Source organism: Ruegeria sp. YTSA075 (assembly GCF_059610245.1).
Window position 1 is genome coordinate 84,610 of sequence record NZ_JBXWNG010000009.1, and the last position, 16,951, is coordinate 101,560.

At 57.4% G+C, this 16,951-nt stretch carries 21 protein-coding genes; 11 read left to right on the plus strand and 10 right to left on the minus strand.

Annotated elements, in window-relative coordinates; translation table 11 throughout:
- Positions 1 to 217: 217 nt before the first annotated feature.
- From AC2FGE_RS15695 to AC2FGE_RS15720, 6 genes are all read right to left on the minus strand, one after another.
- Positions 218 to 685 carry an Hsp20 family protein gene (locus tag AC2FGE_RS15695; protein ID WP_496820170.1) on the minus strand — a complete coding sequence of 156 codons (468 nt, stop codon included), beginning with the start codon at positions 683 to 685 and terminating at the stop codon, positions 218 to 220.
- A gap of 124 nt (positions 686 to 809) precedes the next feature.
- On the minus strand, positions 810 to 1,625 hold the full coding sequence (locus AC2FGE_RS15700) for a trypsin-like serine peptidase (protein WP_496820171.1): 816 nt from the start codon (positions 1,623 to 1,625) through the stop codon (positions 810 to 812).
- On the minus strand, positions 1,622 to 2,305 hold the full coding sequence (locus AC2FGE_RS15705; protein WP_496820239.1) for a trypsin-like serine peptidase: 684 nt from the start codon (positions 2,303 to 2,305) through the stop codon (positions 1,622 to 1,624). Before AC2FGE_RS15705 ends, AC2FGE_RS15700 begins: the two co-directional genes overlap by 4 nt.
- A gap of 217 nt (positions 2,306 to 2,522) precedes the next feature.
- Positions 2,523 to 3,842: a glycolate oxidase subunit GlcF gene (gene glcF / locus AC2FGE_RS15710; RefSeq protein ID WP_496820173.1), complete on the minus strand. Its 1,320-nt coding sequence runs from the start codon at positions 3,840 to 3,842 to the stop codon at positions 2,523 to 2,525.
- 4 nt (positions 3,843 to 3,846) lie between these two features.
- Positions 3,847 to 4,947, minus strand: coding sequence for an FAD-binding protein (locus AC2FGE_RS15715; RefSeq protein WP_496820174.1), 1,101 nt, complete (start codon positions 4,945 to 4,947; stop codon positions 3,847 to 3,849).
- A 64-nt stretch (positions 4,948 to 5,011) separates the two neighbouring features.
- The gene (locus AC2FGE_RS15720) at positions 5,012 to 6,460 is read right to left on the minus strand and encodes an FAD-linked oxidase C-terminal domain-containing protein (protein WP_496820175.1); all 1,449 of its coding nucleotides are present in this window, start codon (positions 6,458 to 6,460) and stop codon (positions 5,012 to 5,014) included.
- Positions 6,461 to 6,542: 82 nt separating this feature from the next.
- On the opposite strand from AC2FGE_RS15720, the gene AC2FGE_RS15725 reads away from it, so the two are divergent.
- Complete coding sequence (locus tag AC2FGE_RS15725) at positions 6,543 to 7,241, plus strand: DUF599 domain-containing protein (protein WP_496820177.1); 699 nt, start codon at positions 6,543 to 6,545, stop codon at positions 7,239 to 7,241.
- A 35-nt stretch (positions 7,242 to 7,276) separates the two neighbouring features.
- Positions 7,277 to 7,624 (plus strand): hypothetical protein, encoded by a 348-nt coding sequence (locus AC2FGE_RS15730; protein WP_496820178.1) that lies wholly within the window; start codon positions 7,277 to 7,279, stop codon positions 7,622 to 7,624.
- Between the two features lie 3 nt (positions 7,625 to 7,627).
- Here AC2FGE_RS15730 and AC2FGE_RS15735 read toward each other — a convergent pair whose 3' ends face one another.
- From AC2FGE_RS15735 to rsfS, 3 genes are read right to left on the minus strand one after another with little or no spacing between them, the layout of a single operon-like run.
- The gene (locus AC2FGE_RS15735) at positions 7,628 to 8,113 is read right to left on the minus strand and encodes a flavodoxin family protein (protein ID WP_496820179.1); all 486 of its coding nucleotides are present in this window, start codon (positions 8,111 to 8,113) and stop codon (positions 7,628 to 7,630) included.
- Position 8,114: 1 nt separating this feature from the next.
- Entirely contained in the window at positions 8,115 to 8,585 is a 471-nt protein-coding gene (gene rlmH / locus AC2FGE_RS15740) for a 23S rRNA (pseudouridine(1915)-N(3))-methyltransferase RlmH (protein WP_496820180.1), read from the minus strand.
- A gap of 44 nt (positions 8,586 to 8,629) precedes the next feature.
- Entirely contained in the window at positions 8,630 to 9,094 is a 465-nt protein-coding gene (gene rsfS / locus AC2FGE_RS15745; RefSeq protein WP_496820181.1) for a ribosome silencing factor, read from the minus strand.
- A gap of 194 nt (positions 9,095 to 9,288) precedes the next feature.
- Here rsfS and AC2FGE_RS15750 point away from each other — a divergent pair, with 194 nt between their 5' ends.
- The 8 genes from AC2FGE_RS15750 to AC2FGE_RS15785 all read left to right on the plus strand — a co-directional run bounded on the left by AC2FGE_RS15750 (position 9,289) and on the right by AC2FGE_RS15785 (position 15,020).
- The gene (locus tag AC2FGE_RS15750; protein WP_496820182.1) at positions 9,289 to 9,795 is read left to right on the plus strand and encodes a hypothetical protein; all 507 of its coding nucleotides are present in this window, start codon (positions 9,289 to 9,291) and stop codon (positions 9,793 to 9,795) included.
- A complete protein-coding gene (locus AC2FGE_RS15755; protein WP_496820183.1) occupies positions 9,795 to 10,037 on the plus strand; it encodes a helix-turn-helix domain-containing protein in 243 nt (80 codons plus the stop codon). Before AC2FGE_RS15750 ends, AC2FGE_RS15755 begins: the two co-directional genes overlap by 1 nt.
- Before the next feature lie 12 nt (positions 10,038 to 10,049).
- A complete protein-coding gene (locus tag AC2FGE_RS15760) occupies positions 10,050 to 10,157 on the plus strand; it encodes an isopropylmalate isomerase (protein WP_496820184.1) in 108 nt (35 codons plus the stop codon).
- Between the two features lie 44 nt (positions 10,158 to 10,201).
- Positions 10,202 to 11,605, plus strand: a complete 1,404-nt coding sequence (leuC, locus tag AC2FGE_RS15765; RefSeq protein WP_496820185.1) for a 3-isopropylmalate dehydratase large subunit — start codon at positions 10,202 to 10,204, stop codon at positions 11,603 to 11,605.
- Positions 11,606 to 11,642: 37 nt separating this feature from the next.
- Complete coding sequence (locus tag AC2FGE_RS15770; protein WP_496820186.1) at positions 11,643 to 12,185, plus strand: HdeD family acid-resistance protein; 543 nt, start codon at positions 11,643 to 11,645, stop codon at positions 12,183 to 12,185.
- Positions 12,186 to 12,227: 42 nt separating this feature from the next.
- Complete coding sequence (leuD, locus tag AC2FGE_RS15775; RefSeq protein ID WP_496820187.1) at positions 12,228 to 12,833, plus strand: 3-isopropylmalate dehydratase small subunit; 606 nt, start codon at positions 12,228 to 12,230, stop codon at positions 12,831 to 12,833.
- Between the two features lie 331 nt (positions 12,834 to 13,164).
- Positions 13,165 to 13,995: a hypothetical protein gene (locus AC2FGE_RS15780; RefSeq protein WP_496820189.1), complete on the plus strand. Its 831-nt coding sequence runs from the start codon at positions 13,165 to 13,167 to the stop codon at positions 13,993 to 13,995.
- Positions 13,992 to 15,020, plus strand: a complete 1,029-nt coding sequence (locus AC2FGE_RS15785; RefSeq protein ID WP_496820190.1) for an endonuclease/exonuclease/phosphatase family protein — start codon at positions 13,992 to 13,994, stop codon at positions 15,018 to 15,020. The genes AC2FGE_RS15780 and AC2FGE_RS15785 overlap by 4 nt, the downstream gene beginning before the upstream one ends.
- On the opposite strand, the gene AC2FGE_RS15790 is transcribed toward AC2FGE_RS15785, so the two are convergent.
- Complete coding sequence (locus tag AC2FGE_RS15790) at positions 14,984 to 15,910, minus strand: Rossmann-fold NAD(P)-binding domain-containing protein (RefSeq protein WP_496820192.1); 927 nt, start codon at positions 15,908 to 15,910, stop codon at positions 14,984 to 14,986. The genes AC2FGE_RS15785 and AC2FGE_RS15790 overlap by 37 nt on opposite strands.
- An 83-nt stretch (positions 15,911 to 15,993) precedes the next feature.
- Here AC2FGE_RS15790 and AC2FGE_RS15795 point away from each other — a divergent pair, with 83 nt between their 5' ends.
- On the plus strand, positions 15,994 to 16,887 hold the full coding sequence (locus AC2FGE_RS15795; protein WP_496820194.1) for a LysR family transcriptional regulator: 894 nt from the start codon (positions 15,994 to 15,996) through the stop codon (positions 16,885 to 16,887).
- Positions 16,888 to 16,951 lie beyond the last annotated feature (64 nt).

Genomic DNA, 16,951 nt, shown 5'->3' on the forward strand with positions numbered 1-16,951 from the left:
CCTGGACGAGGTGACGCCGGACGCTGACAACTGGAAATACGCGCCTCTTTTTTGACTCGTCGCTTCGTGATGACAATCTGACTTGGTTTTCTGGCCTATAGCCTGACTCATTCCAGCTTTTTTCGGCTCAAAGACAACAACGCCCCGCGTCTGGAGGAACGCGGGACGTGTGTTGCGACAATCAGGGAGGAGGCGACTGTCGCAGGGCTTTCAGGTGTTAGTTGACAGCCTTGGCGTCAACCACATCCTTTTCGATTGCTTTGGACGAAGAAATCTCGATCCGGCGCGGTTTCAGGGCCTCGGGCACCTCGCGCTTCAGGTCGATGTTCAGCATGCCGTTTTCATGGCTCGCGCCGGTGACGCGGACATGGTCGGCCAGCGCGAAGCGACGCTCGAACGCGCGGGTGGCGATGCCACGGTGCAGGTAGCTGCGCTCTTTGTCCTCGGCGGCTTTCTTACCTGCCACGATAAGCGAGTTTTCCTTCACTTCGACAGACAGATCATCTTCGGAAAAACCGGCAACAGCCACGGAAATCCGATAGGTGTCGACATCGGTTTTTTCGATGTTGTATGGGGGATAGCTGGGCTGTGCGACGTCATTGGTCAGAACACGGTCCATCATGTCTGCGATCTGGTCAAACCCAATGGTGGCGCGGTGCAGCGGTGCAAAATCAAAAGTACGCATGTGTCGTATCCTCATCCTTGAGCGATTTACGAGTTTAGCCCTCCAATTGGACGGGCGATTTCAAATACCGAACCCCATTTGTGGCGGCCCGGTAGGATTCACATGGGTAGCATTTTGATGAAGTTCAACCCCCGCCTGAGCTGATGAATTTCGCGCCCGAGCTGGATTTATCCGACCCCACCTGCAACCGGCGGATCGAGGCCTTGGGTTTGGGTGCATTGCTGCGCATGATCGTCTTCAACTCGGACACGACATTCTTCAATTCCATTCCGAACCCGATCTTCTCGCCACCGCGTACACTGACCGCCGAAACAACCGACAGAATCTGCCAGCGCGCGCCGTTTTTGGCCAGAATCGCCGAACCGGAAGAACCAAAGGTGATATCGCAATTGAAGGTGATCAGCCCCAGACGCCGTTGCAGAATACTGCAGGATCGTTCGCGCGTGATCGCCTCGGCCCGTCCGCGCCCGTAGGATGCAATGCTGATTTCCCCATTCGGCACCCGCCCGTCATGCAGGGCAAACGGATCGGCAATCGAATAGGGGATCGGTTCTTCCAGCCGCATTAGCGCAACGTCATCGCGAATGTTCTCAACGGACAAAGCTGCGCCCGCGTCATAGCCCGGATGGGACACGATTTGCACCACTTTGCGTTCAGCCAGCGCAGTGCCATTGCTCAGCCCCGCGCGAAACGTGACCTCACCGGGCTCATAGGGCTTGCCGGTTGCCCTGTCCAAAGCACAATGCGCAGCCGTCAAAACCAGATCCTGCGCAATCAACGTCCCGGTGCAGAACGACCGTGTGCCAACGTCGAGCCTCCCGATCGCCTCCCACCCGTACAGGTCCTCACGATCCGTCAGTTTGCGTTTGTTGGCCTGCGCCTCAGCTATTGTTGCCAAAAGGGCGAGGCTGAAAAGAGCCGTGAGTATCGTCTTAATCATGGCTTGATAAACCTCGCTCCGACATTTTTGCCGCCACTGCCGTTCAAAGCAGATGAATCGATACCACGCCCGGCCTCAAGTTCAGCCTGCAACAACTCGAACGCCTTATCGACAGTTGTACCGATTGCCACACTTTCCCCATTCATGCTGGCCTTTGCAGAGATAACCGAAACGATCTTCGGTTCTGGTTCAGAAAACAGGAACACCGGCGCCCCCGATGATCCGAAATTCACATCGCATGACATGACCACAACATCCGATTGCCGGTTCACGACCGAGCACACCTGTTGCAGCGAAGGGGCTTCGGCCCGGTTTTGTGCATATGAGACCACACCCACGTTTTGGCCCCGTTTTGGCGCGGCACCGATCTCAAAAGGAGATACGGATAGGTTTCTGATAGGCTGCCACAGCTCAACCAAGGCTACATCACAACCGAAGCTATTTTGGGATATCTTGGCTTGGAAATTATAATCGGGATGAATCGCTACGCGCCGTACATCGCGATAGGCCAGCGCTCTACCTAAGCGCCAGCCAGCCAGAAATTCCATATCCGCCGGATCGATAAACTGGCCCGTGGATTTGTTGTACATGCAATGAGCGGCAGTTAGCACGAGATCTGGTGCAACCAGCGTGCCGGTGCAAAACCCAACACCTTTGATGTCCAGTCGCCCAACAGCCATCCAATCCCGCCCAGAATCAGATGTATCAAGGCTTCTTAGCCCACTATCCTGCGCGGTGGCCGCTAAAGGCAGCACACAAAGCGCGATTGCTTTGATCCAGTTTCGCACGCGGTACTCCGCCCGATTCCCCCGGCCAAGTGTCCTACGGGGCGGGTACGGCGAAAATAGGGCGGCAGGGGAATTTAAAGGTCGTGATGCGGCGGGGCATCACGCCGGTTCAGCGCAAAATTGGAACTTCAGGGGCCACGGGCTCAGCACCCAACGCGCGTGGTTTGGGCCCACCGGTGACCCAATCCAACAGCTCGACCGTATGCACAATCGGCACCTCGGTTGCCGAACCGATCTGCATCATGCAACCGATATTACCCGCCGCTATGATATCGGGCTTCTTGGCTTCTAATGTTTTGACCTTGCGGTCTTTCAGCTTCGCTGAGATTTCGGGCTGCATCAGGTTATAGGTCCCGGCACTGCCACAGCATAAATGGCTGTCCGCAGGTTCGACCACCTTGAATCCTGCGCGTTTCAACAGGTCTTTGGGGAAGGTCTTTATCTTCTGTCCATGCTGCAGGGAACACGCCGCATGATACGCGACCGTCAGTCCCCGATCACCCTGCTCTGGCAGGTCCAATTGCATCAGCAACTCGCTGATATCCATCGTCATCCCTGAGACCCGCGCCGCGTCCTCTGCCAGATTCTCGTTGCGAAACATATGGCCGTAGTCCTTGACCGTCGTACCGCATCCGGAGGTGTTGATCACTATAGCATCCAGGCCGTCCCCATCCACCTCGCGCATCCAGGCGCGGATGTTTGCGGCGGCGGCGGCATGGCTATCGCGGCTTTTGCCCATGTGATGGGTCAGCGCGCCACAGCAGCCGGCACCTTCAGCCACCACTACCTCGCACCCCAATCGGGTCAGCAGCCGGATCGTGGCGTCATTGATATCGGTATTCAGCGCTTTTTGCGCACAGCCCGTCATCAACGCGACGCGTTTCTTGCGGGCCACTTTTGGCGCGAAGCTCTGCGGATCATCATTGCGACTGACCGGAGGAATGTATTTAGGTGCCATGTCCAGCATCGCCCGCAATCGCGCATCCGGCATCAACGACCGAAAGGGCCGCCCCAGCTTGGCCCCGATCAGTGCCCAACGAAACCGCATCGGATAAGGCAGAATTTGCGCCAGAACCCAGCGTAACACACGATCCGAGAGCGGGCGTTTATAGGTGTTTTCGATGTATTCCCGAGCGTGATCAACCAGATGCATATAGTGCACGCCTGACGGACAAGTCGTCATACAGGCCAGACACGACAAGCAACGGTCAATATGTTTCACCGTCTTTTCATCCGGCACACGCTCATTCTCGAGCATATCCTTGATCAGGTAAATCCGGCCTCGCGGGCTATCCAGCTCATCCCCCAGAACCTGATAGGTGGGGCAGGTGGCAGTGCAAAACCCGCAGTGCACACAGTTCCGCAAAATCTCGTTTGCGCGCCGGGTTCCCGGGTCTTTCAACTGGTCTTCGGTGAATGTCGTTTGCATCTGCCTACCCCATCAACCCCGGATTAAACACGCCTTTCGAATCGAACCTCTGCCTCAATCCCTGCGTTATCTTGGCCAGCGGTTCGGGCTCGGGCTGAAACCGTCCGATTGATTGAATTGTCCCGGGCGCGGCTCGCACAAGTGTGGCGTGACCCTCAAAGCCGCCCAATCGGGCGCGAATATCTGATCCCGCATCCACAAGCGCCCAAACCAGCCCGCCGCCCCAATCCAGCAGCAGGTTTTTGGCCTCCAGCCGCGCCGCAACCTCTGCCGCATCCGAGGGCTTTATGGAAATACGCCAAACATCACCGTCCTTGTTGGCAAATCTGCCCACATCCCGGATCGCGCGCCATGTCTCTTCTGGCTCTTCGATCTGGAAAGCCTCACCAAAGTTCGAAAGCTCACGCCGCAACCGATCGGCCCGATACGCGACAGAATCGGCAAACCCTTCGACCCGCAACAGAGTCTGACCCAATTCGGGATCATAAGCGGCACCGCTCACCTCAAACGGGGATTTCAATGCGGTCGACAGTACCTGAACTGTCGCTGACACCTGCGTGACCGGAACGCCCAAAACCGCTAGCGCCTCTGGCTTTGGCAGCACTTTCATTGACACCTCGCTCAGCACCCCCAACGTACCCCACGACCCGGCCATCAGCTTGACCAGATCATAGCCGGTGACATTCTTCATCACCCGCCCGCCATTCTTGATGATCTGCCCCTGCCCATCGACATAACGCACACCCAGCAGAAAATCCCGGCACGCCCCGGCCTGTATCCGCCGCGGGCCCGAGATATTGGCGGCCACAACCCCGCCAATGGTGGGCTCACCCTTGGTGCCCAGCAATGCACGATAATCCGCAGGCTCAAACGCCAGGTGCTGACCTTCCGCTGCCAGCGTTGCCTCAATCTCAGCCACCGGCGTCCCGGCCTGTGCCACCAAAGTCAGCGCACCCGGTTCATAAAGCGTTATGCCACTCAACCCCGCCGTACTCAAAACCGGTTCAGGCCCAAGCACGCCGCGCGTTCCTCCGCCCTGAATACGCACCGGCTCGGTCAACCCGGCCACGATATCGGCCAGTTCCATCTCTGTCTCAGGTCTCATATCACTTCTTCTGTTCAAAAATACCTCGGGGGAGGCGCGCAAAGCGCGGCGGGGGCAGAGCCCCCTATTCTGCCGCCATCTGCGCCACGCGGCGTGCTTCGGACACATCCAGTGGAAACACCTTGGCCGGGTTTAACAACCATCTGGGATCGAACACATCCTTCACCGCCATCTGCGCCTCAAGGTCTGCAGGCGCGTATTGATGCGACATCAAATCCCGCTTTTCTATACCCACCCCATGTTCTCCAGTCAGGCAGCCACCCACATCGACACAAAGCTTCAGGATATCCGCACCAAAGGCCTCGCATTTCTCCAGATCGCCGGGTTTGTTGGCGTCAAACAGGATCAGCGGGTGCATATTGCCATCCCCTGCATGAAAAACATTGCCCACCGGCAGACCATAGTCTTCGCTCAACTCTCCAATCCGACGCAGCACTTCTGGCAGCGAGGACACCGGGATCGTTCCATCCAGACACATGTAGTCGTTCAGCTGCCCCATCGCGCCAAAGGCTGATTTCCGGCCCAGCCAGATTTTGGCACTTTCCTCGGCCGATTGGCTCTCACGCAGTTCTACCGGGTTATGGCGCTTGGCGATCTCGATGATCTTGGACAGCTGATCATCGATCTCGGCCTCGGATCCTTCAACCTCGACGATCAGCAAGGCCGTGCAATCGGGATAGCCTGCATGGGCGAAGTTTTCGCAGGCCTTGATGCACAGCGTATCCATGAACTCTATCGCCACGGGCAGAATGCCCGATTTGATGATGTCCGAAACACATTCCCCGGCCACTTCATTGTCATCGAACCCCATCAGCACAGGCCGCGCGCCTTCGGGCTTGCGCAGGATACGCAGCGTTGCCTCGGTCACGACGCCCAGCTGCCCTTCCGACCCGCAGATGACGCCCAATAGATCCAGTCCGCCAGAATCCAGATGCGCCCCGCCGATCTCGACCACGCGACCATCCATCATCACCATCTTGACGCCCAGCAAATTGTTCGTCGTCACGCCGTATTTCAGGCAATGCGCCCCGCCCGAATTCATAGCTATGTTCCCGGCAATGGCGCAGGCCAGTTGCGACGATGGGTCTGGCGCATAAAAGAAGTCCCCCTCTTCAACCGCGCCGGTTACACTCAGATTGGTGCGGCCGGTCTGAACGCGGATGAAGCGGTTGTCATAATCGGTTTCCAGCACCTCATTCATACGCGCCACACCAAGGATCACACTATCTGCCGTTGGCAGCGCCCCGCCGGCGAGCGACGTTCCCGCACCGCGCGGAACCACGGGCACGCCTTCTTCATGGCAAATGCGCAAAACGTCCGAGACCTCCTGCGTGGTTGAAGGCAGCACTGCCAGCATCGGCGGGCAGCGATATGCCGTCAGCGCGTCACATTCATAAGCGCGTGTCTCCGCCGGGTCGTGGATTACCGCGTCCTCGGGCAAAACCCGCTGCAACCGCGCCAGAACGCTGTGCTTTCGCGCAAGCACATCGGGATTTGGCTGCGGCATTTCCATGGCTGATCCTCCAATTTGGTAAAGTAATATTACCAATTTCTGCATCTGGCAAGTTTCGATCTCCCGACGTAGTGTCGCAGTCATGTCTTGGATCGCTCAATCCCTTCCTTTTTCCCTGCCCGACTATGGCGCTTTGCTGCTGTTGCTGGGGTCCTGGCTTTGGATCGGTTGGCGGGTTGAAAACGCTTCTGCTCAGACGCCCTCGGTCAGTCGTATCATGGATGGCTATCGCCGGGATTGGATGAAGGAAATGGTCACCCGGCAGCCGCGCATGTTTGATGCGCAAGTGGTTGGCACGATGCGGCAGGGAAGCACGTTTTTCGCCTCGACAACCATGATCGCCATCGGCGGTGGGCTCGCCTTGTTGGGCAATCCTCAGCGGTTGGCCGGGCTGGCTGAGGATTTGGCGCTGGGTACAGCACCCGCATTGGTATGGGAGGTCAAGATATTGATCATCCTTCTGTTTCTGGCCAATGCATTCCTGAAATACGTCTGGGCACATCGCCTTTTCGGTTATTGCGCGGTACTGATGGCCGCAGTCCCGAACGAGCCAGATGATCCCACGGCTTACCCGCGCGCTGCACAAGCGGCCGAGATCTGTGTCACCGCAGCGCGCAGCTTCAATCGCGGGCTACGCGCTACCTATTTTGCCCTGGCCGCGGCGGCTTGGATATTGGGACCAATCCCGTTGATTCTGGGCACGGTGATCACGATGGCCATGCTCTATCGGCGGGAATTTGCATCGCAATCGCGCACGATTTTGCTCGACACCGGATCGTGATCGTCATGTCGGACAAGACAAGGTAAGATCACCATATGAGATACCTTGTTCTTTGCGCCCTGCTGGCCAGCCCCGCCTTTGCCGATGCTCCGGTGATCGAAAAGGTCACCGCCCACCGCAGTGGCGAGACCTGGCGATTCGACGTCACCATCCGTCACCCGGACACAGGCTGGGACGATTATGCTGATGGCTGGCGCGTTCTGGACATGGACGAGACCGAATTGGGAATGCGCGTTTTGCATCACCCGCATGTGGATGAACAGCCCTTCACCCGGTCCCTTGGCGGAGTTGCCATTCCAGAAGGCACCACACAGGTCCAGATCCAAGCCCGCGACAATGTCGGAGGCTGGAGCGACAATACCACCGTGATCGACCTGAACTGAGGGTCAGAACACCCCGAGGCTAAGACCTGCTGCCATCGCCGCGCCAATATCACGACATTTATCCAACTGATCTTGGGGGATGACTTTCTCGGCAAGTATCGCCTCGGGTGTTTGCGCATGGGTACACAAGATCAGCGGCGGCTGTACCTCTTTCAATCGCCAGCCGGTGGCGATCCGTGCTGTTTGGCGGGCAGCGTTCTCTCCATCCGATCCGGCGCAGATCATCTGCGCATAGGGGCGACCCTCGATCTGACCCAAAACGGGGTAGTAGCAGCGGTCGAAGAACTCTTTCATCAGGCCCGAAATCGCGGCGAGATTTTCGGGCGCACAGAATATGTATCCGTCAGCGGTTAACATGACCTCGGGGTCTGCCTGATCCGCAGTTTTCAGCAGGACATCGGCCTCATCTCGCGCCGCCTCGGCCGCGGCTTCGGCCATTTGCCGGGCACCGCCGGTGCGCGAGTGATAGACAATCAAAAGCTGCGCCATGTCAGACCCGGTGATAAGGGCCGCCCGACAGGATGGTTGCGGCCCGGTAAAGTTGCTCGGCCAGCATCACACGGACCAGCATATGGGGCCAGACCATTGACCCGAAAGAGATGGAAAAATCCGCCTCGGCCCGCAGCGAGGGGTCTATGCCGTCTGCTCCCCCGATGATCAGAGCCAAATCCTGCCGCCCGGCATCACGCCAATTGCCCAGCTTTCGCGCAAAATCCGGTGAGGACATGACACGCCCACGCTCATCAAGCGTGCAGATCACAGCCCCTTTGGGCAGCGCCTTGCGCAGCAATACGGCCTCGGCGCCCATCCCTGCGTTTTTCTTGTCCTCAACATCGATTACCCGCGCAGGACCAAGGCCCAGCGCGCGGCCGGTTCGATCAAACCGGGTCAGGTAGTCGTCAAGCAGGGTTTTCTCGGGTCCGGCGCGCAATCGCCCGACCGCAACTATGCTGATACGCATATCTCTCTCGCCTCCGGCCCCTCAATGCAGGCCGGGATGGCGCCTCAATTGGCTGAGGCGCTGCCGCCCGCAGGCTGCCACATCTTTTCCAGCTGGTAGAATTCACGCACTTCGGGGCGGAAGATATGGACGATCACGTCGCCCGTATCGATCAACACCCAGTCGCCGGCATCCTTGCCTTCGACCTTTGAGGTGAAACCAAACTCCTGCTTGATGCGATCCGTCAGCTTTTCCGCCATGGCCGCGACCTGACGGGTCGACCGACCCGAGGCAATTACCATGTGATCCGCAACCGAGGACTTACCACGCAGATTGATCTGCACGACATCTTCGGCCTTGTCATCGGAAAGTGAGGAAAGGATGCGTTCAAGCAGCTTGTCGCTGATTGACTGAGAGTGGGCCATCACTGCGACCCCGTCTTCGGCAGGCAAACCCGCCTGAGTATGTAGAGACAGGACATAGTCCTCCTTTGCTATGCGCCGCCAAATCCCCGGCGCCGGGATAGTCATAAAGTAACAAGCGCCCCGTGACATTTCAATGAAGGCCCGAATGCAATCTTTGTTCAAATCGAATCTGGTGCATCGATGCATAATTTGTTGGCCAAAAAAGCAGGGGCATAGCACCAATAAGAGCCTAAAATTTCATTCTTTCTAATCTTTCTTTATTGTTATACAATAATTTATTGTATGAAGGAGATAAGCTCATGCGACACCGCGTTACACATATGGCGAAATGGCTTAACCGACTAACCAATGGCGCGATCTTCGTGATCCCGGCTTTGGCGATCTACGCAGCCGTCAGCGGTGAAATTCCTTCTTTGTCCAAGGCATGGTCCGATGCGCATTTCGTCCGTTTCATTGCTTTGGCGGTGATCGCAGCGATTGGGTTGGCATTGTTGATCCGAATGCTATGGATCCTGCGCTCAATCCTAAAAGACTGCGTACGCGGCGCTGTTCTCGTGCCTGAGACTACGGAAAACGTGCAGCGTTTGGGACGGGCGATACTGGCGCTCGCTGTGTTCCAATCCTTTGACAACACATTGATCAGCCTTGCTGAAAGCATCGGAAAAGCCAACGGGGATCGTAGCCTAGTTGTGAGTTTTGGCTCATCAGACCTTCTCATGCTGCTATGCGCGGGGCTTGTCTATCTGATTGGATGGATCTTTGCCGAAGCCGTATTGATCGATCGCGAGAATCGGGAATTCGTTTGATGCAGATAATCGTGCGGCTTGATGTCATGATGGCCAAACGCAAGATCAAAGGGCGTGACCTTGCAGTGGCGATCGGCATCACAGAGCAGAATTTGAGTCTTTTGAAATCCGGCAAAGTCAAAGGGGTGAGGTTCGAAACACTTGCCAAGTTGTGCCAGGTCTTAGACTGCCAACCGGGCGACTTGCTGGAAGCCATGATAGACGACCCGTCCATTTCCCTTGAACCAATCTCAAGCGGATAGTATCTGGTGCCCATGAGACTCAATGTGGCCCAAGAACAAAATCTAGAAGATCGCGCGCGCCTGCGCGAGAGGTTCTATGGGGCTGCCCGCACGGTTCTGGCCCGCCTACCCGCGGCCTAAGCCACCTCGCCAGCTATTTCTCATTACATACGGGGAGAGGACAGATGTCCCCCAAAACACTCTATGACAAGATCTGGGATGCCCATGTCGCGCATGAAGCCGATGATGGCACCTGCCTGCTTTATATCGACCGCCATCTGGTGCATGAAGTGACCAGCCCGCAGGCGTTTGAAGGCCTGCGTATGGCGGGGCGCCCGGTACGCGCACCGGAAAAGACAATTGCCGTACCCGACCATAACGTGCCCACCACTGCGGACCGGGTGAACGGTATCGAGAACCCGGAATCGCGCATTCAGGTCGAGGCGCTGGACAAGAACGCAAAGGATTTCGGCATTCACTATTACCCGGTGAATGATGTGCGTCAGGGCATCGTGCACATCGTTGGCCCGGAACAGGGCTGGACCCTGCCCGGCATGACTGTTGTCTGCGGCGATAGCCACACAGCCACTCACGGCGCGTTCGGTGCCCTGGCTCATGGCATCGGCACGTCCGAGGTCGAACATGTTTTGGCCACGCAGACCCTGATCCAGAAGAAATCCAAGAACATGAAGGTGGAAATCACTGGCAAATTGCAGCCGGGCGTGACCGCCAAAGACATCACTCTGGCTGTGATCGGTCAGACCGGCACCGCTGGCGGCACCGGCTATGTCATCGAATATTGCGGCGAAGCGATCCGCGATCTGTCGATGGAAGGTCGCATGACCGTCTGCAACATGGCCATCGAAGGCGGTGCCCGCGCGGGCCTGATCGCGCCGGATGAGACCACCTTTGAATATGTCAAAGGCCGCCCGCACGCACCGAAAGGTGCACAGTGGGAAGCCGCAATGGACTGGTGGAAAACGCTGTACACCGACGACGATGCACATTTTGACAAAGTCATCACCTTGCGCGGCGAAGACATCGCACCGGTCGTCACATGGGGCACCAGCCCCGAAGACGTGTTGCCAATCACTGCTTCGGTTCCTCACCCCGAAGATTTCGAAGGTGGTAAGGTCGATGCAGCCCGCCGGTCCATTGAGTATATGGGCCTGGAAGCCGGACAGAAACTCAGCGATGTGGAAATCGATACCGTCTTTATCGGTTCCTGCACCAATGGCCGGATCGAAGACCTGCGTGCCGCGGCTGAGATCCTAAAGGGCAAAAAGATCAAGGACGGCATGCGCGCCATGGTCGTGCCGGGATCGGGCCTTGTTCGCGCTCAGGCCGAAGAAGAAGGTCTGGCCGAGATATTCAAGGACGCTGGTTTCGAATGGCGTCTGGCCGGATGCTCCATGTGTCTGGCGATGAACCCCGATCAGTTGCAACCGGGCGAGCGCTGCGCCGCGACCTCGAACCGCAACTTCGAGGGTCGTCAGGGTCGGGGCGGACGCACCCACCTGCTGAGCCCGGCCATGGCCGCTGCAGCTGCCATCACTGGACGTCTTACAGATGTCCGAGAGTTGATGTAAGCTGCCCTCATTAATCAACTTTTGAGGGAATTGAGACATGAGTAACTGGGTCAAATGGCTGTTGCTGGGGCTGCTGTCCTTGGCATTCGGCGTGTTCGCGCTCGGCAATGCCATTGCCGCATCTCTTGCGGTAACGTTGGTCACCGGTGTGTTGCTGCTGATCGCAGGCGCGCTGCAGATTGTCGGCGGCTTCACTGTCGAGGGCACCGGTAACAAGATCCTGTCACTCATCATGGGTGCCGTGATGCTGTTCCTCGGCTGGTCCTTTTGGGCTCATCCACTGGAAGGCACACTAACGCTGGCCACGGTGATGTTGATCCTGTTTTTGGCAGGCGGCATCGCACGGGTCATCCTGTCCTTCCAGATGCGCGGAACTCAATTCTTCTTACCGACTCTGATCTCGGGCATTCTGTCGATCATTCTGGCAGGTATCATCTGGTCTTATGCAAGCAGCGAACCCGCAGCTTTGCTAAGCCTGCTAGGGATCCTTCTGGGTATCGAGATGCTTTTCAACGGGGTTGGATTGGTCTTTATGGCGCTGTTCGTCAAAAACGCGCCCGGTGAAACAACAGAGACTTAAACGCGAGGCATGGGCGCGGCCCTACCCCGCAGGAGTGTAGACATGGAAAAGTTTGAAAAAGTCCACGGGGTGGCCGCCCCAATGCCGTTGATCAATATCGATACCGATATGATCATCCCCAAAGTTCACCTGAAAACCATCAAACGGTCCGGCCTTGGCGTCGTTCTGTTTGACGAGATGCGCTATCACGATCATGGCGGCGAGAACGAAGAATTCATTCTGAACAAACCAGCCTATCGCAATACCGAGATTCTGGTGGCAGGCGACAATTTCGGCTGCGGTTCATCGCGTGAACATGCGCCTTGGGCGATTAAGGATTTTGGCATCAAGGTCGTGATCTCGACCAGCTTTGCCGACATCTTCTTCAACAACTGCTTTAAGAACGGCATTCTTCCCATCGTGGTTGAGGAAGAGCATCACGCAGTGCTGATGGACGACGCGCATAAGGGCGAAAATGCCCGTATGACCGTGCATCTGGAAGATCAGAAGATCACCACATCGGACGGCGTGGTTATCGAGTTTGACATCGATCCTCATCGCAAACACTGCCTGTTGAACGGTCTGGATGATATCGGCCTGACGATGGAAAAAGACCACCACATCGACAAATTCGAGGATCACGCGCGTCAGGCCCGCCCCTGGGTGTGATTCTGTGGATGATTCTGTGGGTACTCAACCCTATGGGGTCGCATACGCGACCCCATTCTCATTTTTGGGGTTGGAACGCTGAAAACCACAACATCTAGGTCTCACTTTGAGATACACGCCGGATTTGCGTCAAAAATGATGCAATCCCGCACCAGTTGCGCCATCTTTTTGCCTGAAATCACGTGTTATCTGCACCCTGGCTTGAGCGGAATGCCGCTTATCGTCCAAGGTGTCGGAAACGAGGCATCCGTCACTTTAACAAACGGGCGGGCACAAGTTGGAACCAAGTTGGCAAAGACCGGCTGGTCCAGTTTGAAAAAGGGTTCGGATAGTGATTGCGCGCACAACAGGGGCGGCGTTACGTGGAATATTGGTTGCACTTCTGGTGCTAACCCCCGCGTTGTACCTGCCAGTAACATCGACGAACGGGACCGAGATAGTGGTCTTTCTCGCGATCCTCGCGTTTATTTTGACATTTGCCGAATATAACTCTGCCTTTCCCAGCTTTATCGAATTCCGCGACGCCCCACCGGTGAACCGGTTGCGGTTTGTCGGGCTGATGTCGATGGTCACCTTCCTGACCTTGATCTGCAAGAATGGCTACGCTCCGACACAGCTGACCACATTCTCGTATTCTGTGGGTCTGGCGGTCGCAAATGTAGTCGATTTCCCGTATTCTCCGGTACGCCTGATCGTGCTGATGCTGCCGGCTGATGCCAGCGCGCCGCTGGTAGAGTTAGTGCGCATCACCGCCAGCATCGCCTATGTTGCGGCACTGGTGACGATTGCCAGCTTCGCCTATGCGGTGAAACTGCGGGGCTGGCCAACCGGGAATGGGGCGTTCAACGTCTGGACCAACCTGCCGCTGTTTGACCCCACCAAAGGCGGAGACGTGGTCAACCGCCTTCAGCGCGATGGCCGTCTGAACATCTGCATCGGCATCCTGCTGCCTTTCCTGATCCCCGCTGTTATCAAGTTGCTGACCAACTTCGCCAATCCGATCTCTCTGAACAACCCCCAGACCCTGATCTGGACTATGAGCGCCTGGGCCTTCCTGCCCGCCAGCATGATCATGCGTGGCATGGCGACCCTGCGCATTGCCGGGTTGATCGTCGAAAAGCGACGCGCCTATTCAACATCCGAGACCGCTCAGGCCGCATGATCCGCGCCCTGATCCTGCTGTTGCTGCCCGTCGTGGCGCAAGCAGACGTGGTGCGTATTGCAACCTACAACACCGAGCTCAGCCGCAAGGGTCCTGGACTTCTACTGCGCGACATCCAGAGGGGTGACCCGCAGGTTCAGGCCATTGTCGATGTGCTGGCAACCGCGCACCCGGATATCGTAGCGCTTCAAGGTATCGATTGGGACATGGACGCCTTTGCGCTGACCGCGCTGGCCAGCGCGTTGCGTGAAGCCGGGTTGGACTATCCCTATCTCTTTACGGCTCAGCCAAATTCCGGACTGGAAACGGACCTTGATCTGGACGGGGATGGCCGAACACACGGCCCCGGAGACGCGCAGGGTTGGGGGTTATTTACCGGGCATGGCGGTATCGCGGTGATGTCACGGTTTGAGATTTTGAACACCGACGTGCGGACGTTCGAAACGCTGTTGTGGCAGCAATTACCCGGTGCAGAGTTACCCGTCTCAGACGGCAAGCCCTATCCGTCAAGGCAAGCGCATGACGCGCAACGCTTGTCATCGACCGGACACTGGATCGTACCGATCAATACGCCACTGGGTCGGCTGAGCTTGATGACCTTCCATGCAACACCCCCGGTGTTTGACGGCGCCGAAGATCGCAACGGGTTGCGCAACCGCGATGAAATCCGGTTCTGGTCTGTGTTGATGGACGGCGATCTTGACCCCGTTCCAAGCACGCCGTTTGTCATCGCAGGCGACGCCAATCTTGACCCGCAACACAGCGATGGCCGGACACAGGCCATCGCCACATTGCTGTCGGATCCGCGCCTGCAAGACCCGCTGCCCAAATCCCCCTCAGGCGAGATCGCAACCGTTTATTGGAAAGCGGTTGGTGCGCTTCGAGTCGACTATGTCTTACCCTCTGCCGATCTGCAGGTGGTGGATGCGGGCATATTCTGGCCGCAGCCCGGTGACGAGATGAGGGGCAGTGCCGAGCAGGCCAGCCGTCACCGGCTGGTTTGGGTGGACGTCACAACCCCATAAGGCTTTGAGGCGACCGAAGACACCAGACTGTGTTTATGCGCGATGGCAGACCGCATCGCCTGATCCAAATCGGTATGCGGTACATCCTCGATCAGTTCTGACAGGAATGCGCCATCCAACTGGTGTGGAAGGTCCCACAAGTATCGCATCTCAAGCAGGTGCGGGGCCATACGCCAGAACGGGCGTACCAACTGTATGGGCCACCACTCCATCTTGGCGATCGCAATCTCCTGCCCGGTAACACGGGACAGCGATTGTGCGATCTCGTTGCCCGTCAGCGTGTAGCCGGGAAAAGGGACATCGCAGAACCGAGGAAGCTCGTGCCGCATCTCGGCCAGCATCACTGCGGTGCGGGTCAAATCAGGCAGATAGGCCCAAGCATGCGGGATATCTGGATTGCCCGGATACGTAAGTCGCCCTTTCGACAAACCTTTGATCATGATCTGATCGAACCAATTGCCCGAAGCGCAAGTGTCGATGAAATCGCCAGCGCGCAAGATTATCGTCCGGACGGATGAGCTTCGATACGCCTCCTCCATCTCTATCCTGATCCGGCCCAGCGGGTTTTGCGCGCGATGCGGGCTACCTCCGTACCAGGGGCCCGGGGTCTCGGTGCCGAAGACATAGACATTGCCGGGTACGATCACGGTTGTCCCTGCCTGCGCCGCCACATCGATCACCTGACGATGCAAGCCAGGCACCAATCGCGCCCAATCCGTGTAGGGTGGGTTCCAGGCGTTGACAATCACATCAACCCCCTGCGCGGCCGTTTCCAGACTGTCCACTTTGCGATTGAATGTGCGAACCGACCAACCAGCCTCTTGAAACGCCACACTGGCGTTGCGGCCAAATCGACCGTTGGCCCCAAGAATGAGTACGGATTTCTGCATAACACTCTCCTTACCCCGTCAATCTAATCATACAAATGATCAATGGAATTGCTGGGAGATGCAGATCGTGTATTCATTTTTGTATGGACAGATCTATCACCCATTCCGACTGGTCCCTGATCCAAAGCTTTCTGGCCGTGGCCGAAACCGGCTCGCTGTCTGCCGCCGCTCGGCGTCTGGACCGCAGCCAGCCGACGCTCGGGCGCCAGATCCGCGCACTTGAGGATGAGTTGGGCGTGTCCCTGTTCGACCGCCATGCGCGCGGGCTTAAGCTGAGCGAGGTGGGCACGCAGTTGCTGCCAATGGCGCAGCAAATGCACTCAGCGATGAGCACCTTTAGTCTGATGGCAGCGGGGCAGTCGCAACAACTGGAAGGCACAGTACGCATCACAGCATCGGTCTTTGCGTCACATCACCTGCTGCCTCCTATTCTGGCACAAATCCGCGCCCAGGAACCTGCCATTCAGCTGGAACTGGTCGCCACGGATGCAACCGAAAACCTGTTGTATCGCGAAGCCGACATCGCCGTGCGCATGTACCGGCCCGAGCAGATGGATATCGTCTCGCGCTATCTGGGGGATGTCCCTTTGTGTTTCTGCGCCGCCACCTCGTATCTCGAGCGGGCAGGACGGCCGGAAAAACCCAAGGATCTGTTCGGTCATGATCTGGTCGGCTTCGATGCCAATGAGCAGATCATCACCAAAATGCGCCAACAGGGTTGGCCCGCGAACAAAGGAAGTTTTGCCACGCGCTGTGACTTGCAGAGCGCCTATTGGGAGCTGATCCGCGCCGGATGCGGTATAGGGTTCAGCCAAGTTCAGGTGGCCGAGGCCGACCCGCTGGTCGAGGTTCTTCCGTTGGATGTTGATATCCCGGTACTTCCTGTCTGGCTGGCCGCGCCACAGGCGATGCGACAAACGCCGCGAATCCGCCGTGTCTGGGACCTGCTGACCGAGGGGTTGAAGGCCTCTCTCTGACCGGTTTCCAGCGCATAAGGTCAAGAAACCCGAATTCCCGACAAGAACCTGTGTTTAAGCCCGC